This is a genomic window from Bifidobacterium asteroides, assembly GCF_003202695.1.
Lineage (GTDB): Bacteria > Actinomycetota > Actinomycetes > Actinomycetales > Bifidobacteriaceae > Bombiscardovia > Bombiscardovia asteroides_G.
Genome location: NZ_QGLL01000006.1, coordinates 336,074 through 353,666, shown reverse-complemented (window position 1 = coordinate 353,666; position 17,593 = coordinate 336,074). Strand labels below are relative to the sequence as shown.

The following is a 17,593-nucleotide window of genomic DNA, read 5'->3' as shown; positions in this document are numbered from 1 at the left end:
AACACTGAAGTATGCGACGATTTCCTACACGCGAGCATTTGCAAGGCTCATATAGGGTACAGTCGATGACAAACCGAGACAGGTGACGATGGACCAGTCAAATCTTGTCAACAACAGACAAATGGAGGACCGTCATGGCGCGACCTACCACCAAGGAAGAACTCATCAAGGCGGCTGATGATGGCTTCGACAAACTCGTGGCGCTGCTTGAGCCGCTGACACCTGAAGAACGCAATGGCCGCTTTTCCTTCGATCTGAGCAAGGAGAAGGGGGCCCATTGGGCACGCGACAGGAACATCAAGGATGTGCTCGTTCATCTCTATGAGTGGCATCAGCTGCTGTTGAACTGGGTGGAGGACAACCAGCAGGGCAGGGCCCACGACTTTCTTCCTGACGGCTACAACTGGCGTAATTACGGCGAAATGAATGTGAAGCTGCGTGACGAGCATGATGACACCACCTACGATCAGGCCTTGAACCTGTTTATCGAATCCCATAAGAAGGTCATGGCCCTGGCGCAATCGTTCACCAACGAACAGCTATTCACCAAGGGCACCCTCCCATGGACAGGAAACTCTACCTTGGGCTCTGCCTTCATCTCTTCGACCTCCAGCCATTACGACTGGGCCCTAAAGAAGATACGGAAGTACTTGAAGGGGCGCAAATAAGCACTAGGACACCTACACCTGATAAGAGGTTGCTTGATACACAGACGTTAATGAGTTGTCTTGCGACGGGATTCACAGGATGGGCGACCCTAAAAGCGACATCCCAACATATTCGTAATAGCAATGGAGCATAACCGCGATAACCGCTTGCATAGCCGTAAGCAAGACGATATCTAGGATGTAGACAAAACAGAGAAGGACATCATCAGTGAAACGATCTCGCATTGATCCAGATGCTGATGATATAAGGCTGATCAGGATGGTGGCTGACGGAAATGAATCGGCCTTTGAAGCGCTTTACAATAAGTATGCTCATACCGTCCAAGCCTTTATTTCCTTGCGAATATCCGACGACGAGGATGCCAGTGAAGTTTTTGCTGACACATGGCTGGGCTGCTGGCGTTCCTCAAAAACCTTCCGCGCAGACAGCAAGGTGCTCACCTGGATACTCAGCATTGCCCGGCGGCAAATCTATATGAAACGTCGCAAACCGAAACCACCTGAACAAATGGATCAGGTGGAACTTGACTCGATAACCGATGACCAGCTGGAGCCTGTAGAACTGGTCAATAAGGACCTGACGATGGAAATAATACGGCAAAGGATTGATGCACTCCCAGCAGAAATGGCATACACGGTAACCCTGGCTTGGCTCCACGAGTTACCCTACCCGGAAATAGCCTCCCTGCTCGACGTTCCAGTTGGGACTGTGAAATCTCGCATTGCCCGGGCAAGGCAGATCCTGCGCCCGCAGTTGACCGACCTCGCTCCTGTCAAAACCCAAAAAGTGCCGAGCCAGAGATAATTGAAGGCGTGATTATGACAGACCGATATAAGAGCACAAGCCCAGATAGCACAGGCCCAGTCACCGAAGAATACCGGGGTGAAGTTCAAGAGGCGCTTAGGGAAAAAGAGCAGAATGCCCAGCCGGCAGTTCCGGCTTTTACTAGCGTAATGAAGGCCATCCACCAGAAGCCGTCCTTGGCGACAGATCAGCCAATACCATTCATGCGTCAAATACGTTCCTGCGGCCCGCTTGTTCGGGCCCAATTCCGCCTCATACCGCGATATATCTTACTGGTGGAAATTGCGATAGCAGCGTGCTCGGTTTTAATTAGCAACGTAATGCAAGGTGCACGGTATGGCAGTCTCGGTATGCATATCTTTTCAAATATGCTCATGCTCAACATGGCACTGACCATGATCCTGGTCTTTTCCATTAAAGATGATCGTGAATTAATGCTCAGTATGCCCCTGGGACCTCAAGTTGTAGTAGCTTCTAGGCTATTGCTGGCCTTTATCTCCAATATTGTCGTCGGGGGAGCAGCCTTATTGATTGTCACTGCAATCAACCCTGGAATAAGGCCCCTGCCAGTTATTGCCCAAACCATAGCCCCCATAACACTCCTGGCGAATATCGTGGCCCTGTTATGCATATGGCAATGCTCTTGGATTGCACTGCTCCTAGGGGTACTTGCACCACTAATGAGAACTTTGCAGAACTTTCGGTCATCATTTTTCCTACCGGCATGGGTCAATTCGGTGCCCACTACAACCGCAGCCTGGGCAGGGACCATCCTACTGACAGCGGGACTCCTATCTGCTGTTATCCTTACAGCCCCTCTTGCCTGGCATACTCAACTCGCCGGTGGAGATAAAAATTAATGAACCTTTTCGTCCTCTCTCGCTACTAACTAAGCAGACGGAACGAGTAGCGAGCAATGTCTGGCGGCAGCTGAGGCCAAAACCAGATATGAGGAAGGTGGACGAGGTTGGCTTTCGTAGGTATACAGCTCAAGAGGCTTTATAGGCTGGTATTGCTGCCGTTTATACTGACTGCAGGCATTCTTTTTGTGGGCTTCTTACTGGAGGGCATTTGGTCACCGGGCCGCATACGGCCACTTATGATGGTTCTCACTCAGGTGCCTGTAATTGCTGCTGGCCTATCTACAGCTTTTGTGCTCAATGGTGACCCAATCATTGAACTTGCTGAGTCAACTCCAACTGGATGGCGGAAGGTTCAAGTGACCAGGATGCTTATCATTACCGGAGCATTTCTTACTGCCGTAGGCCTTCTTTTTATCGGCTTGCATATGATGCGACTTTGGCCACGTGACATGGGATGGGTGAGCATCATTTCCCCGGTTGGCAGTATATTCATTGTCAACTGTCTAGTGTTCCTTATAGCCGTACTCACCACGTCTATGCCAACATCGTCGCTGGCTCCCATAGCTATTTGGCTGTTTTTATGCTTTGTATGGGATCCATACATCACCGATCCGGTCCGGCAACGACTCATTCCATTGTTTATTGCAGCGGCAGGCGCAATCTTCGGATGGAACATGTGCGGTGATGCGGAGCGCAATGTTGTAAAGGTGGCAGCCCTATGAGGATACTGAGCCTTGTACGCATCACGCTACTGATGTTTTATCGGCGCAAAGCCTTGTGGATGGCCAGCATACCGCTGGCGCTCTTCGCCCTCTTTTTGGCCTATGCTTCTCCTATGTCACCTGGATTCAGCAACATACAGGGTCTTGTCTTTACCGGACAGGTTCTTGCTATGTTCACCCCGTTGGCATACGCAGCATCTTTTAGCGACCTTATGACTGCAGGCAGGCGAACAGGTATGGACGAACTTGAATCCACCTCCCCTTTGCCGATGGCCGTCATCCGCTCAGCTCATGTCTTGGGAGCCTGGGTCATCTGCATATCATCTTCCCTGCTTTTCCTTGTATTGATCGCGGTCCGCCAAGCCATTAACGGCAACGGTAAGGCAATACTGGTGGCCCTGGCAGTAGCACTTGTCATACTCTCACCATCAATACTGATTGCTATGGGGATATCCGCCCTGCTGGGAGCCCTGTTGCCCACGATCGTAGCCCGAATTCTTGCCGTCCTGGTATGGGCCTGGCTGGCTTTCTATACCCCCCTCTTACCACTCCCAACGCTCAATGGCGGCCCCCTGGCAGTCATTGGCGATCCCATTGCGCAGGGATGGTTTCATACCAATCCTATGTACATACCGGCGAACGGCCCCTTTACCATCCAATCAGGAGTCATATCCCTACTCTGGCAGGCGTGTATTATCTTCCTCCTTTTCACTGGTGCAAATATGGCCTCCAACCACATAAAAGTTCGGGTCTGACTATCTACCGACTTTGAAAGGAATTACCCACATGTTTATCTCGATTGACCATCTAACCAAGGATTTTCGGGGGAGACCGGCCGCTTTAAACGATCTGACCGTTGATCTTCCACAGGGCATGATAGGACTCATAGGGCCAAATGGTGCAGGCAAAACAACCCTCATGCGCATTCTCACTGGAATAATCAAACCAACTACAGGTAAAGTTTTTATTGATGGACAAGACCTGTCTTCGCCGGCCAACAGGCGAAATCTAAAACGGCACCTGGGTTATCTGCCACAGCACATCACCCCCTACGACAACCTGTCCCCGCTTGAATTCCTTGACTATATCGGCATCTTGAAAATGATTGACAACAAACACATGCGGCAGGAGCAGACGCATACCCTCCTGGAACAGGTGGGATTAAAAGATGTAATGAACTTACCTATCCGGGGGCTATCCGGGGGTATGAGGCGCAGGGTTGGCATCGCACAGGCACTTATGGGCGACCCCCAGCTGCTGGTAGTCGACGAGCCCACAGCGGGGTTGGATCCCGAAGAGCGCATGCGGTTCCGCACGCTCCTTGCCCAGCTGGGGCAGGATCGATCTGTCATCCTCTCCACCCATATACTCGATGACGTTGCACAAACCTGCCCCTGGGTATGCGTATTACGTTTCGGACGCAAACAGTATGACGGGCCGACTGAGGGGTTGATCCATGAAGCTGCCGGTCATACCTGGATCACGCCCCCTATCGCGGCCCCACCGGAAAATGCCACAATCATCAACGCGGAACCCACCCCACAGGGGACCAGATACCGCATAGTTACCGATACACCGCCCGCGGGCTCTGTAGAAACTGCGCCCAACCTTGAGGACGGATATATGGCTTTGGCCAGCGAGCGCTAGAAACCGTCTCCAAGTATGAAAGAACGTCGATAATTATGAAACGAATCAAGCAGAGCCTCAGAACCCTTTTCCTTATATGCGCCACAATTATGCTGACAGTGGGGGTCGTCGGCTGCACTGATGGCATAAAGCACCCTGAAGAGTATTCCACTGATGGAAGCAATAAAGTCGCAGCTACCAGCAACCCGCAAACAATTTCGAAAGAAGATCTAGGTCACACCTGGCCTCTTAAAGTTGATGAGGGCACCGTGTCATGCAAGCTCAGCAAGCAGGGAGACCCCATCCTCCGCTTTACCACCTTAGATGGTGAACAGTACGCACTGAACCAGGTACAAGACAATGAGCATCTCAAAAGCATTGAAACACTAAAATCAGATAAGAGTAAGTCAGTAGGAACTCTGATGAGTTTCGCCTTCTCGGTCTGTGACGTCCCAAAATAAACCATTTTTACAGAGCTTTGTGGCTTGTCCTCTCCAGGTAGCCTAACTGATCTTACCGGGTCCAGAGCAACCTGCCAGATTGTGTATCTACATTCTGTTACAGCCGTGCCATTCAACTGACTGACAGCGCTGTTGGAATGCTCCTTCTTACCGCTATGTTCTGCCGGCCATCGAGGCCGGAGCCAACAACTATCTGCTCAAAGATGTAGAGCCATATGTTTTGACCCGCCGGCTGTTCGGGACATCTAATGGTTGCTCTTGCAATCAAATCACGAGTAGGGGAGGTGCTTGATCTTTGCTCATTGACCGTGCATGTTTAGATAAACTTCGGTCTGTTCCTTGTCGACAGCCAAGGCAGCTGTGAGGGTAAGGACGAGGCCTTCCGGAGTGTGAATCCTGGCTTCAAGCGAATTCCACGGCTTACGTATTGGAGCTGAAGTGGAGCCCGGACGGAGGCGCTCACATGCATCCACAATCTTGCCTATCTGCTTTTCCGCGACTGCTACGCTCAGGCTTCCTATGGACTCCATATCCGTATCAGAGCTTCTAGTATTGGAACCACTCTTACGAATCAGCACATCCTGAAAGGCCCAGCGCCGCAAGTGAATCATCATGCCCGGCATGGTGTATAAATTGATGAAACCCAATCCCTGCGTCCAGAAAGCTTCAGATTCTCCTAGATTGTGGCTATACAGGCACATGAACATGGGCATGAGGTAGATGCCCCTATAAGGCTCCGGCGGTTCCGCATTCTTTCCGGGCTCCGGCACGGGACTGATTATTGCTGCTCCTGTATAAGCAGCCGCTTTGGACTGGTCACGGTTGTGCATGGTTGTCTCGTTTCTTAGCTGAAGGATTTTCAATTGGGTTCTCAATCAGAAGACGTGATACGTGGGTGGAAGACACTGACTGCATCACTCCCATCTGGCGGTGGCTGGATCTATCCCGCTTGCACGTGCTGCGGTTTCGATTGCAACCAGCATCCATTGCGCCAATCCAGGTTCCAGCTGTTCGTAATGGCGCCTGAAACGCGGGTCGGCCACATACATCCGCCCCAGAATGACGTGCATGGACGGCGTCACATGGAACCATGACAAAGCCTGCCGATGCTCGTCAATCAGTTCGAGAACCTTATCTGATGTCGGAGCCAAACCCTTTCGTTTGGCTTGTGCAAGCTCACTTTCTACATTTTTGAGCCGGACCGTGTCCTTTTTCTGCTCTTGCTCGGAGCACATGGCCTTTCGCTCCGCATACTCAAGCCACTGCCTGCTAGTACCCCAGCGTTCGTATGCTTCCGAAAAGTACTGGTCCTCCTGACCGGTCTTCGTAGCGGCTAAATCATTACCTGACTTCCCGTCAGCAAGGGTTATGAGCCGGTCCAAACGATCCGCAGCTTTCCTAAGAAGCTGAATTTTCTCCTCAATTCGCGAACGCTGACCTCGCAACTCATCCAAGGCCAGCGGTGCCTTGCAATTGAGCAATGCCTTGATTTGTCGGGCATTGAATCCCATCTCCCTATAGGTCACAATTCGCTCCAACTGTGCGACGTCATCCTGCAGATAATGCCGGTAATTCGACTGATCGCGAAAGGGGGAGATCAGTCCTTCCTCCTCCCAGTGACGCAACATTCTCCGACTGACCCCAGTAAGCTCAGACATCTGACCGATGCTCAAGCCGCTCCTGCTGCCCTCGCCACTGAATTTACTTTCGCGTGTCATGCCTTGACCCTAAACCCTGCCATTATGTCAAGGTCAAATCGTTTGTTTTCTGGGGGATGGGTGAGTGAGTGCATACACACGCCGGCCCCTAGCGTCCCAATACCCAATAACAGGTTCTTGATGAGGACGCTTTTGGTTCTGCTTGCTTGCAAAGTAGCCCCTATTCAATCATGAAGACGACTAAATCCAGCAAGACTCTTTTCCTATGGATACAAATCAGCCTCATCAGCAGCGACTTGTCCCCTGCAGGGGACAGTTTCTTTTCCCGCGTTGAGGGATTGCATCCGCCGAACTTGCATAGGAATCAGTTGAATTCCGATTGGAAGGGGAGGCACAATGACATATACGGACGGAAACAATGACCCGCAACTGGCTGTGGTTACACAGGGGCTGGTCAAGGCCTATGGAGCTTTCAAAGCCGTGGATGGGCTGAATCTACAAGTGCCGGCTGGCGGGGTCTATGGACTGTTGGGACCAAACGGAGCCGGAAAATCGACCACCATGAAGCTCCTTCTGGGATTGACAAAACCGACTGCCGGAAGCATGTGGCTGCTAGGACAGCAGGTCGGAAAGAAGACTACGATCCAGCCGGGCCGTGTGGGCTCCATGATTGAAGGACCCAGCTTCTATCCAGGCCTGTCGGGTCTCGATAACTGCCGCATGGTAGCCGATTATCTGGGTCTGCCAGTTTCAGCTGCCTCAGAAGTGCTAACCAAGGTTGGATTGCGTGGATACGAGAAAAGGAAGGCGGGCGCCTACTCTCTGGGGATGAAGCAGCGGCTGGGCATCGCCGTGGCGCTGATCTCGCAGCCGGAACTCCTGCTCCTGGATGAGCCCACCAATGGCTTAGATGCAGAAGCTGTGGTCGAGGTGCGACAAATGATCATGGACTTGGCCGCTTCCGAGGGAGTCACCGTCATCATCAGCAGCCATATCCTGTCCGAGGTTGAAAAGATGGCTCCGATGGTTGGCATCATTGCCGATGGTCACCTGCTCTACCAGGGAACATTGGAAAATCTGCGCGAAGAGGGCCATATCGATCTACGGGTGTCCGACCCTGGGCTCGTGGCAGAGATGCTCGAAACTCAAGGCATTCAACACGAATATATCCGGAAGAGTGCAACCCTGCGCATTCCCGGGATGCCAGATCCGCAAATCGGGGCGCTGGTGACTCGGCTGGTATCGCATGGTCTGCAGGTATACCGTGTCGCTTCCGAACGCAAGAGCTTGGAAGAGGCCTTCCTCGAACTCGTGGAAAACCCGCAGAACCATGTAGCGCAGGGTCCTGTGAAGCCGTTCGGTCATAAACAGAGGAGCGCACGATGAGCTCTGTCGAATCATTCTCCATGCGGCCCGAAGAATTTCGATTGGGAAAGCCGCCACGCTCATCCCATCCAGGAAGGCTGCTTGTTCTGCTTTCGATGGAGCTTCGCAAGTTGAAAGGCTCCTCATTTTGGTGGATGGCCTTGGGCATGATTGTTCTGGTTTCGTCATGGTCGGGCTTGGCATTCATGAAACGAGCTGAATCTTCGAACCCCGCCACTCGTACCGTAGCCCTTGCACAAGGTGAGATATTCCAAACTGTTGGCCTGCTTGCACCCATCCTTGCAGCTCTGCTGACCAGCCGACTTGCCGTCATGGAGAGCAGCGAGCGCATGGATCTCAAATGGCGCTCCCTAGGACAGGATGCGACTGAGAGGTTTCTTACCAAGCTCATAGTTGCTGGGAGTGTGATTACGCTATGTTTCGTAATTCCTCTGACGTGGGTACCGCTGGCAGCTTCAGCACAAGGATTCCATCTCGATGGCAGTCTGGCCGAATACATACTCCTTCCGGCACTGATTGCTTGCTTCTCATCCATGGCTGTCACGGCCATACAACTCGCCCTCTCCCTGACTATCGAAAGACAGGCCATAGGCCTGGGTCTGGGTGTGATAGCCGGTCTGATCGGGACTGGACTGGGCCCGATGAATATGCCGGCTCTGGGCTGGTTCTTCCCAGCCGGGATCAGTTCCGCGGCCAACCCGTTCCTATTTTCAGCCAGCTCTGATGGTTTTGCCAGAATGACCTTGGTCGCCAATCCCTGGCCAAAAGTCCTGACTAGCCTTCTGGTCTGCATTATCTGGTCGGGAATATCAGCATTCATCATCAAGGTCAAGGAGTCAGGCCGATGAACAGGCAATACCCTTCAAACGCTATAACCATCACCCCGATGCATCGCCACAAGCCATCGATCGCCGCCGCCTTCAAATGGGAGATTCACAAGGCCGGCAATCTCTGGTACTGGCTGGCCACCATGCTCTTCGACGCCATAGGAATCTTCAACGGTTGGGACCAGTATCAGAGCTACAGACCGGACTTCCAGACTCAAGGAGTGACCTGGGCTGCGGTCTGGGGGCAGGCGATCCTTCTGCCAAGTATGGTCTTCATACCAGTCCTGGTCGCAGCCTTTGCAGCCCAGGTTGGAGCCAACGAGCACAAGGGACGCAACTGGCAGCGCCTTAATGCCTCCGGCATGATCGGGACTGCCATAATCGGGAAGATGCTGCACGGACTGCTGGCATCCCTCCTTACCGTCGCCATTTTCGAATCCGAATTCATACTCGTGGGCGTTCTGGTAGGAGGCTTTGACCCAGCGGAACTCGGTCCCTATCTTATGCGTGGCATACCAATGACGTTGGCAGTGTGGGCCATTATGACTCTGACCCAGGCCATAGCCGCCAGAGCCGAATCCTTCGCCTCGACTATGAGCATCATGTTTCTGCTCACCCTGGGAGGCTGTGTGCTGTCGGTTGCCGCACCTGCCTTGGCGCTGCCGTATCCGCTGGCCTTGATCACCACTGCATCCGCAGCCCGTGACATGGGCAATATCGCATCCACGACCTCTATGGCAAGCTCGTGCATGGTGGCAATCCTCTGGGTGCTGATCAGCCTCCTTATATTCCGGCACCAGGCTCGCAGAGCCATCTGATCTTAAGCGCAGAGTCAATAAAGAGAGGGTAACGCACTTGCCAGGCCGCACATCTCAGTGTCTGACAGCATAATGGAATACCAGCAGTTATCAGGAAGAGGCTCACCGATGAGAGCAGGCAAGAAGACTCAAGGTTGGATTCAGTTGTGGAACCGGCCATATATGACCTTCGTGGCAGTCTTTTTCTGCGCCCTCTACGAGACAGGGATGCTGACCAGGCTGATCCTTGCCCCAAGCAGCGCCAACCAGACACTCTACCAGGTCATGAAGTCTGCCAGCTGGGGCTTGCCTCTGTTTGTGGTCATTATTTTCATCGCACTTGTCACCCTATGCCTGCGCCGTCTATATCCTATGGCGACCCTGCAGGTGGTCAGTGGCCTGCTTGCCCTGACTGCCGCAATCTATGGCTCGGGATGCACCTACCTGGTCATTCCCTGGATTGTCAGCATCTACGCCTGCGCGGTAGAAGCCAAGAGCGTGACATCATTGACAGCTGGGCTGGGTAGTTCCGCCATTCTAGGCCTGTTCAGCATCGTACTCTCTGCCAATTGGCATCATGATGTCCACTTCACTGACCTTCTGTATCCGACTGGATTGACTTTCGCCCTCTGCCTGACAGTCGCCTTCCTCTCACGCTCTGTAAGGCAGTCACGCATGTCAGAGCAGGCATTGGAGGAGGAGCGCTCACATGCTCTAACTCTGGCCCATGAGCGGGACCAGGCCATGCATCAGTCCAGGGTTGCCGCCCAACTGCATGACAGCGTGGGTCACGACTTGACCGCCATCATCGCCTTATCCGAGGGACTGGATCATGCCAGTGGAAAGCCGGAAATTGATGAGGCTATATCGGTGATTAATGACCTGGCACGGCAAGGACTGGAGGACACCCGAACAGCTGTCAAAGCCTTGCAATCAGAGACAGATCCGAAAAACGACCCACAGCCGGCCACAGGGGAGAGGCATGGCTGGGATGACATCAAACCCATTCTCGGTCACGTCCGTCAAGCCGGCATCAGCACTGCCCTGACGGAAACGGGTCGTCGGCCACAGGATTCCGAACAGGCCGACCTGGCTTTCACCATCACCAGGGAGGCGATTACCAACGCCCTCCGCCACGGACAGGAGGTCAACCGTATTGTGGTCTCCTGGGATCACAACAGCCGGGGCGACATAGATATCACCGTTCGCGATGATGGACGAATCTTGAATAACGAAGCCGACAATACCAGTAGCAGCGGTACAGGTCTTGCCAGGTTAAGAGCCGAGGTGCAAGCTCATGGTGGCAGCTTCCATTCGGATCCTGGTTCTGATGGTTGGACCTTGCAGGCCCACATACCCTCGCTAGCCACAATGGCAGCTAACAATACAGGTATGAAGGAGAACGCATGATCCGCGTCATGATCGTCGACGACCAGCGACCGACCCGCATGGGACTGGCACTCATGGTCGCTAAGGATCCAACCTTACATGTCATTGCGCAGGCGGCCAACGGCCAAGAAGCTTTGGATAAACTGGCCACATCCGCCGAAAATCAACAGCCTTTGCCTGATGTGATTCTGATGGATGTGCGCATGCCTGTCATGGACGGGCTGGATGCTACCAGCCGTATCAAAAAGCTCCATCCTGAAATAAGCATTCTCATTCTGACCACCTACGACGAGGACGACTATGCCTTCACAGCTCTAGGGGCGGGCGCCTCCGGGTTCCTACTCAAGGATGTCAAGACAGCCGATCTGAACAGAGCCATCCATGCCGTACATGCAGGCGATGCTATTCTCACGCCGCGCATCACAGCCGAAGTGATCAGGAGAGGAGTTCCAAGTCCAAAAGCCAATGATGAATCTGAGGCTCGCCGTAAATTCGCGCAACTGGGCAAACGCGAACTTGAGGTCGCGTCGCTGGTCAGCCAAGGCCTGACGAATGCGGAGATTGCCGAGCGCCTCCAGCTGCAGCCTGATTCGGTCAAAAAGACCGTCAGCCGCATACTGACAAAACTCAAGGTCAGGGACCGAATCAACATCGCCGTTCTCTGGTATCAGGCCGACATGACGAACCAGTAATCGTATTGAATGCTGGCTCGCTCATTCATCGACGGAAGAGAACTACATCCGGCTGTATTTTGTGCGCCTAAATCCATAATTGGCGATAGAGTCCCGCCATTTGTAGGAATTGCTTATTACGGTGCAAAGCAAACGAATGCAAACGAAAGCAATAGCTCTATTTAGTTTGATTTGATGTGATCTGGCCTGCAATGCAGGGTCTTGCAATAATCAGATCTGAATTCCAGCGCAAACTTGTCAATATGAAAATGAGCGGGCTGAAGTATTGTCAGTCCGCTCGCTACTTTGCGCCTTTACTACACACAAAGAAGGCCACTACTCACAGCCTACAGATTAGAAGTCAGTAGCTCGTCTCGTCTTTATCTTGTTACCGCAAACCTGGGAGTAACTCTTAGGCAAAAGCTGCTTTCACCGCTCAGCTGGCCTGCTGCTGCGTCAGATCATACACAGTGACGCCATCAACCGTGGCTGCGGTGTAGTGTTTGGCCACCCACTGCGCGATTTGCGTGGCAGCGTCGGAACCTCCCATCTGATGGCCACCCATCTCACCAGCTATGTAGTAATGAATTTGCTTATCCTTCACGTACTGCTTGAACTGCTCCAAGCTGGGGTAGGGATCGGAACCATTGAACCCGCCAATGGCCATGACCGGCTTTTCAGAGGCCACCTGATAGCCCGCCGCCTGCTGGGATCCTGTTGTGGCAGCAGCCCAGCGATAGGAGTCGGATGACTTTCCCAGCTTGGCGACGACCTTGGAACTAGACCGGCCTCCACCAAGCAGACTTCCTCCTTTCATCCTTCCTCCTTCTGATCCACCATGGAATCCAGATTTGCCCCTGCGCTGTGAGTGCATGGAGGGCGCACCCGAAGAGCTGGATTCCCCATGTGACTCCGTGGAATCCTGGCCCATGGGACCTGGCCCTTGAGAACCCATGCTGGGAGCCTGTTGACCATTAGAACTACCGCCAGACATCTGACCCTGCTTGCTCGACTGACCTTGCTGATTCATCGGGTCTTGGCCCATTGGATATGAACCCGTGGGACCTCCGTCACTACCAGGCATACCTTGCTGTTGCATATTGCCAGGTGCCATGCCGCCTGCCTGGCCACCGCCAGGCTGACCATTACCAAACTGACCGCCACCGGGAGCACCACCTGGCATGCCACCGGGGCCACCGCCCATCCTCCCTGAGCTAAGGCTGGGTCCGGCTAAAACGATTGATCCCATATGTCCTTGGGATACGGTGTACAGCGTCCATGCGGCAGGGCCAGCCATAAGCCCTATGACTGAGACAATGAGGGCTACAAGAGCGAGTCGTCGTATTCGCAAGAGTCCAGCCAGGGCAAAACCGAGGGCGCCCATGAGACCGATTATGAGAATGGCCCACTTGAGCCAGGGGAGCCACTGGGAGCGACCTGCCAGGCTGAAATCCCAGAAGGTCGTGAAGGCGATAAGAATCGGCGTGACGATCCTGGCCCAGAGCTTGTCCCGGGCGATCCACAGACTGAATGCCCCGATAGCCACCAGAGCAGCCAGGGCAGGAGCCAGAGCCACGTTGTAGTACTGGTGGAAAATGCCGGCCATAAAGCTGAAAATGAGCCAAGTGACGGTCAGCCAACCTCCGAAAGCAATGACGCTGGCCCTGCGCACGTCAGTGCGAACGGCCCTGCCGATAACCAGCAAGCTGATGACAATGCCTGCGAAAGCCAAAGGAGCCAGCCAGGAAATCTGCGTGCCGAACTCGCCGCTGAACAGACGATTGAGGCCAGTCTGGCCCCACATGCCGCCACCACGACCGACACCAGCCGGCATTCCGCCTCCTTTATGGCCATGGCCGGGTATGACGGATCCTTCTTCGCTGCCGGTCAAGCGTCCAAAACCGTTGTAGCCAAAAGTGAGCTCAAGGAATGAGTTGCGCTGGGAGCCGCCTATATAAGGTCTGTCGCTGGCTGGCACGATGACCGTCAGCAGCACCCACCAGCCAGCGGCGACGATCATGGAAGCAATGGCAGCCAGTGAATCCAGGATGCGACGAACCATGCCTGTTGGCGAGGCCAGAAGAAAAGCCAGGGCAAAGCCGGGCAGTACGAGCAGCACTTGCAGTTGCTTGGTGAGGAAGCCGAATCCGATCAGTGCACCGGCCAGGACCATCCACCAGGTGCGCTTTCGATTGCCAGAAGGATGGTTGGCATACTCCAGGGATCTGAGGAGAGCGTGAGTGGCTCCAGTCATCAATAGCACCAGCAAGGCATCAGGGTTGTTGAAGCGGAACATGAGCGCGGCTACCGGAGTAAGCATGAAAATAAAGCCGGTGACAATGCCCGCCCAGTTGCCCCAGCACCGGCGCACGGTGGCATAGAGCAGGTAGGTGGTCGCCACCCCCATCAGGGCTTCCGGCAGGAGGACGGCAAAGGAATTCAAACCAAAGATGCGCACGGAAAGCGCCATCAGCCAGAGGGCTGCTGGCGGCTTGTCCACGGTGATGGCATTTCCGGAGTCCAGGGACCCCCAGAGAAAGGCCTTCCAGCTGACCGAGCCAGCCTGGGCTGCAGCCGAATAAAACTCATTGGCATACCCGGAGGCCGTAAGGTTGATGAAGAATATTGCACAGGCCGCAAGCAGCATGACACCCAGCGCTATCCAGTCTCCACGGGTCCGTCGCGGCATAATATACGCGCGGGAAGCGTGCTCATCAGCGACTACATCTGCGCTTGTTGATTGTGGCGGGTTGAAAGTCCGTGAATGCGGGGAGAAGCCGTAGCTGCTGTTAGAAGCCAATGAAGCGTTCATGATAGGTGAAGTTTGCTCTTTCTGTATGAGATTGCGTTTGCTGTCAGTCCGTTCCCACTGCTGTCAGCCGCTCAACAAGCGGCAGCTTTTTTGCCTGGATTCTGCATCCGTGAATGCGAATCCTCCTCTTCGTCAGGCAAGAGGGATCCGCGCAGCTCATGCTGGCGGATCTGATCCCAGACGGCAGGGGAGTCCAGGTCAACACGAAGCTCTTCGACCGCTCGGGCCTCCATACCCTCCCTGACCCGGTGCATGCCTTCCAGATCCTTCTTTACCGTGTCTGGAATGTCGACCGTCGAGCCTGTATCCTCCACCCAACGGACAGGAAGCTCCAGCATGGTCATCCCTGCCTGCTGGGCACGCACAAGCAGCTCCGTATCGAAGAACCACTCGTTATCCTTTACCTGAGGCAGCAGGACATGCGCAGCTTGGGCAGTGATGGCCTTGAAGCCGCACTGGGCATCATGAAAGGAGACCGCCAGATATGAGCGGAGCATGAGGTTGTAGGTGCGCGAAATGAATTCACGTTTGGGGGAGCGGATGACCTGAGATTGCGGCATAAGACGTGAGCCAAAGGCGATGTCAGCCCCGCCTTGGAGTAGGGGGAGAATAAGGCTGCCCGTAGAACCGATGTCGGTAGATAGATCCACATCCATATATGCCACGACTGCCGCACTGGAGTTGAGCCAAGCCTGCTTCAGGGCGTACCCGCGGCCCTTCCTGGCGAGGTGCAAGGCGCGTACCTGGTTGGGACACCAGTCACACAGGGACTTGGCAATCTGCCAACTGGCGTCTGTGCTGGCATTGTCTGCAATCACGATATTCCATCTAAAGGGGGTCAGATCCCTGACGTGACTATCCAAAAAGCTGCATAAGGTGGATACGGAGTCAGCCAGCTGAACCTCCTCGTTGTATATGGGAATGACAATATCGGCGTCGACCGGTTTTGGACTGCCGTAAAAGATAGGCGAATCAACCTCACCCAGTGGGATTTGCCTCTTGCTAGAAGGGTGCCTATCAGGCACATAGGGCTGCCCGCTAATGTTTCTTTCGAGAATATTCGTTGTGTTCATGACTCATAGTAAACAGCAGCTTCTTGGGATATTCCTCGAACATATCTTTATAAATTGATGGCACTTCTTAAAAAGAATCATGAGGATTTCTCAATGTTTGCTGAAACAGCTGCACTAAATAGCAGTAGTCAATATCGTTTGTTGAGACCGATCAGTACAGTCTCTCTCGGCTTGTTGCATTGATTGGATTAAGACCAATCTCGGAATTGCATTTAGGCAGAGGCCGTGGTCATACACATTCAAGCTGTATCTATAACATAAAGAATAATGAATCAATGATTATATGAGCAATGCATCCCATAGTTAAGCATTCTTGGATTTGCCTGCTGAGTATGCCCAGATCAAGTCCTGCAGAAACCGCAAACAGCAATATGGGTTGTCGATTGTCCCAAGCATGCCTCAATGGTAACTGGGTTCAAACGCAATCAGGCTTCCTCTGCCGATACAAAGGACGACAGATGTCCTCAATGGGCACTCAAGTTCAGAGAAAACATACAAGGCGAATTACGAGCAATAGATGCATCCCGAACAACACGACGAGCAGGTTGTCATCTTAATAAGCACCTGCGTCATTACCATGACAAAATCGTGAGTTTGGCAATACTCGGTCCAATAATTACATTCAAGCTTTCTGCGCAGCAAGGGTACAGGCACAATAGGTTACGGTTCCGCAAATTAAACTAATTAACGTGTAAGGCCTTGTTACAAAGTCTCTCCAAGGTCTTTCTATAGCCCAGGAAATAGCTGCTATCAGCAATAGGCAAAACCTTGTGTAAGCGGCATAGACGGAAATTTTCTCATCCCATTGAGGTCACAAGATCTTTCGTGCGCCGAGTCTTGATCAAAGCAAACATATCAATCTTCTTCGGTTGATGCGTGAGCCCATCACTGTTTCCACAGTAACAGAGGCAAAGGTTTGTAAGATTCGTTTTGGCAGAAAGATCTTTTGCTGATATCTGTGAATGGCTTTCTTCCAACAGCCTGCCACGCTCCAGGTCATAACATTCCGATCTCAGGCGATATTACCCATATTGGCATCCAAGCTCTGCCCGAGAAATAATCCTGGAAAGTTCTTCGCATTGGTCAGTGCCTGCGGAAGGCTTGAAAGTCGGAAGGAATGAGAATGCCGACTCTGGCTTGTAGGGATATCGGCGAGAAGTTATAGCGGTGAAAAAACAGGCCCCAGCGATCTGGGAGATTATTGCAGTGCTGCATCTGAGATGCACTACATCACAGGAGGATGAGACGTAGTTGAGCCACCGTTCAATTATTTGAAATAGCTTGTTTTATGTGCTTCGCCGCTTCCGGATGCAGGTAGTCCCGTGCAGGGGATTCGTGCATGCTAATGCAATAAGGAAAGTCCTTCTTTTTTGCCGAAGCGATGCCAGGTTCGAACGCAAAGCAATAGAAGTGGCTTACGTGTTGAAAGTGTAGATACTGGAAGGTAAAGCAATGCTGATAATCATTAGGGAGAATACACGCCATGTGGCACGATCACTGTTAAGCCTTATTAATAAGGCGAGCTACACAGATTAGGCAGTAATTTAGATGCGCCTTTGATATGTGCTCGACAGTGCTAGTGATGGCAGCGTGCAGACTGCATTTACCGGCAAGTCAAGTACCCTAAAAATTAATCACCATTAGTAATTGCAGGCCAATACCTGTGAAAAGGGGTAATGATGAAAGTGATTGCAATAATAATGAATGCAGTGAGCATATTAGGCTTGATTGTCACAGCTGCCATACAAATTCGGGCTGGCTATTACAGCGACGAGCACTCTAGTCTTTTCACGCAATTTGATTCGTCGCAATCAAATCTTGCGTGGATTTGTGCC

Annotated in this window: 16 protein-coding genes; 12 read left to right on the top strand and 4 right to left on the bottom strand. The window is 52.9% G+C overall.

Annotated features, from left to right (window positions below):
- Positions 1-134: 134 nt before the first annotated feature.
- The 7 genes from DKK75_RS03485 (at position 135) to DKK75_RS03455 (ending at position 5,145) form a co-directional block, all read left to right on the top strand.
- Positions 135-668: a ClbS/DfsB family four-helix bundle protein gene (locus DKK75_RS03485; RefSeq protein ID WP_110452064.1), complete on the top strand. Its 534-nt coding sequence runs from the start codon at positions 135-137 to the stop codon at positions 666-668.
- Positions 669-876: 208 nt separating this feature from the next.
- A complete protein-coding gene (locus DKK75_RS03480; protein ID WP_258333139.1) occupies positions 877-1,473 on the top strand; it encodes an RNA polymerase sigma factor in 597 nt (198 codons plus the stop codon).
- Positions 1,474-1,487: 14 nt separating this feature from the next.
- Positions 1,488-2,333, top strand: a complete 846-nt coding sequence (locus DKK75_RS03475) for a hypothetical protein (protein WP_110452062.1) — start codon at positions 1,488-1,490, stop codon at positions 2,331-2,333.
- A gap of 239 nt (positions 2,334-2,572) precedes the next feature.
- The gene (locus DKK75_RS03470) at positions 2,573-3,058 is read left to right on the top strand and encodes a hypothetical protein (RefSeq protein WP_146208607.1); all 486 of its coding nucleotides are present in this window, start codon (positions 2,573-2,575) and stop codon (positions 3,056-3,058) included.
- On the top strand, positions 3,055-3,813 hold the full coding sequence (locus tag DKK75_RS03465) for a murein hydrolase transporter LrgB (protein ID WP_110452060.1): 759 nt from the start codon (positions 3,055-3,057) through the stop codon (positions 3,811-3,813). The genes DKK75_RS03470 and DKK75_RS03465 overlap by 4 nt, the downstream gene beginning before the upstream one ends.
- 31 nt (positions 3,814-3,844) lie before the next feature.
- A complete protein-coding gene (locus DKK75_RS03460) occupies positions 3,845-4,705 on the top strand; it encodes an ATP-binding cassette domain-containing protein (RefSeq protein ID WP_110452059.1) in 861 nt (286 codons plus the stop codon).
- Positions 4,706-4,740: 35 nt separating this feature from the next.
- Complete coding sequence (locus DKK75_RS03455) at positions 4,741-5,145, top strand: DUF2511 domain-containing protein (RefSeq protein ID WP_110452058.1); 405 nt, start codon at positions 4,741-4,743, stop codon at positions 5,143-5,145.
- A 299-nt stretch (positions 5,146-5,444) separates the two neighbouring features.
- On the opposite strand, the gene DKK75_RS03450 is transcribed toward DKK75_RS03455, so the two are convergent.
- On the bottom strand, positions 5,445-5,975 hold the full coding sequence (locus DKK75_RS03450) for a VOC family protein (RefSeq protein ID WP_110452057.1): 531 nt from the start codon (positions 5,973-5,975) through the stop codon (positions 5,445-5,447).
- An 84-nt stretch (positions 5,976-6,059) separates the two neighbouring features.
- Complete coding sequence (locus DKK75_RS03445; RefSeq protein ID WP_110452056.1) at positions 6,060-6,863, bottom strand: MerR family transcriptional regulator; 804 nt, start codon at positions 6,861-6,863, stop codon at positions 6,060-6,062.
- Positions 6,864-7,199: 336 nt separating this feature from the next.
- On the opposite strand from DKK75_RS03445, the gene DKK75_RS03440 reads away from it, so the two are divergent.
- The 5 genes from DKK75_RS03440 (at position 7,200) to DKK75_RS03420 (ending at position 11,894) form a co-directional block, all read left to right on the top strand.
- The gene (locus DKK75_RS03440) at positions 7,200-8,189 is read left to right on the top strand and encodes an ABC transporter ATP-binding protein (RefSeq protein WP_110452055.1); all 990 of its coding nucleotides are present in this window, start codon (positions 7,200-7,202) and stop codon (positions 8,187-8,189) included.
- Complete coding sequence (locus DKK75_RS03435) at positions 8,186-9,037, top strand: ABC transporter permease (protein ID WP_110452054.1); 852 nt, start codon at positions 8,186-8,188, stop codon at positions 9,035-9,037. The genes DKK75_RS03440 and DKK75_RS03435 overlap by 4 nt, the downstream gene beginning before the upstream one ends.
- Positions 9,034-9,834, top strand: coding sequence for an ABC transporter permease (locus DKK75_RS03430; RefSeq protein WP_110452053.1), 801 nt, complete (start codon positions 9,034-9,036; stop codon positions 9,832-9,834). The genes DKK75_RS03435 and DKK75_RS03430 overlap by 4 nt, the downstream gene beginning before the upstream one ends.
- A gap of 162 nt (positions 9,835-9,996) precedes the next feature.
- Positions 9,997-11,223 carry a sensor histidine kinase gene (locus tag DKK75_RS03425; protein WP_181414437.1) on the top strand — a complete coding sequence of 409 codons (1,227 nt, stop codon included), beginning with the start codon at positions 9,997-9,999 and terminating at the stop codon, positions 11,221-11,223.
- On the top strand, positions 11,220-11,894 hold the full coding sequence (locus DKK75_RS03420) for a response regulator transcription factor (RefSeq protein ID WP_110452051.1): 675 nt from the start codon (positions 11,220-11,222) through the stop codon (positions 11,892-11,894). The genes DKK75_RS03425 and DKK75_RS03420 overlap by 4 nt, the downstream gene beginning before the upstream one ends.
- Positions 11,895-12,309: 415 nt before the next feature.
- Here the strand turns inward: DKK75_RS03420 and DKK75_RS03415 are convergent, their stop codons facing one another.
- Together DKK75_RS03415 and DKK75_RS03410 are read right to left on the bottom strand one after the other, a co-directional pair.
- A complete protein-coding gene (locus DKK75_RS03415; RefSeq protein ID WP_258333137.1) occupies positions 12,310-14,562 on the bottom strand; it encodes an ArnT family glycosyltransferase in 2,253 nt (750 codons plus the stop codon).
- Positions 14,563-14,756: 194 nt separating this feature from the next.
- On the bottom strand, positions 14,757-15,650 hold the full coding sequence (locus DKK75_RS03410; protein WP_375314999.1) for a dolichyl-phosphate beta-glucosyltransferase: 894 nt from the start codon (positions 15,648-15,650) through the stop codon (positions 14,757-14,759).
- Positions 15,651-17,593 lie beyond the last annotated feature (1,943 nt).

Excerpts from the sequence above, each read along its gene's own strand:
- DKK75_RS03485 (WP_110452064.1), top strand. The coding sequence starts at position 135 with ATGGCGCGACCTACCACCAAGGAAGAACTCATCAAGGCGGCTGATGAT.
- DKK75_RS03475 (WP_110452062.1), top strand. The coding sequence starts at position 1,488 with ATGACAGACCGATATAAGAGCACAAGCCCAGATAGCACAGGCCCAGTC.
- DKK75_RS03470 (WP_146208607.1), top strand. The coding sequence starts at position 2,573 with ATGATGGTTCTCACTCAGGTGCCTGTAATTGCTGCTGGCCTATCTACA.
- DKK75_RS03465 (WP_110452060.1), top strand. The coding sequence starts at position 3,055 with ATGAGGATACTGAGCCTTGTACGCATCACGCTACTGATGTTTTATCGG.
- DKK75_RS03460 (WP_110452059.1), top strand. The coding sequence starts at position 3,845 with ATGTTTATCTCGATTGACCATCTAACCAAGGATTTTCGGGGGAGACCG.
- DKK75_RS03455 (WP_110452058.1), top strand. The coding sequence starts at position 4,741 with ATGAAACGAATCAAGCAGAGCCTCAGAACCCTTTTCCTTATATGCGCC.
- DKK75_RS03450 (WP_110452057.1), bottom strand. The coding sequence starts at position 5,975 with ATGCACAACCGTGACCAGTCCAAAGCGGCTGCTTATACAGGAGCAGCA.
- DKK75_RS03445 (WP_110452056.1), bottom strand. The coding sequence starts at position 6,863 with ATGACACGCGAAAGTAAATTCAGTGGCGAGGGCAGCAGGAGCGGCTTG.
- DKK75_RS03440 (WP_110452055.1), top strand. The coding sequence starts at position 7,200 with ATGACATATACGGACGGAAACAATGACCCGCAACTGGCTGTGGTTACA.
- DKK75_RS03435 (WP_110452054.1), top strand. The coding sequence starts at position 8,186 with ATGAGCTCTGTCGAATCATTCTCCATGCGGCCCGAAGAATTTCGATTG.
- DKK75_RS03430 (WP_110452053.1), top strand. The coding sequence starts at position 9,034 with ATGAACAGGCAATACCCTTCAAACGCTATAACCATCACCCCGATGCAT.
- DKK75_RS03425 (WP_181414437.1), top strand. The coding sequence starts at position 9,997 with ATGACCTTCGTGGCAGTCTTTTTCTGCGCCCTCTACGAGACAGGGATG.
- DKK75_RS03420 (WP_110452051.1), top strand. The coding sequence starts at position 11,220 with ATGATCCGCGTCATGATCGTCGACGACCAGCGACCGACCCGCATGGGA.
- DKK75_RS03415 (WP_258333137.1), bottom strand. The coding sequence starts at position 14,562 with ATGCCGCGACGGACCCGTGGAGACTGGATAGCGCTGGGTGTCATGCTG.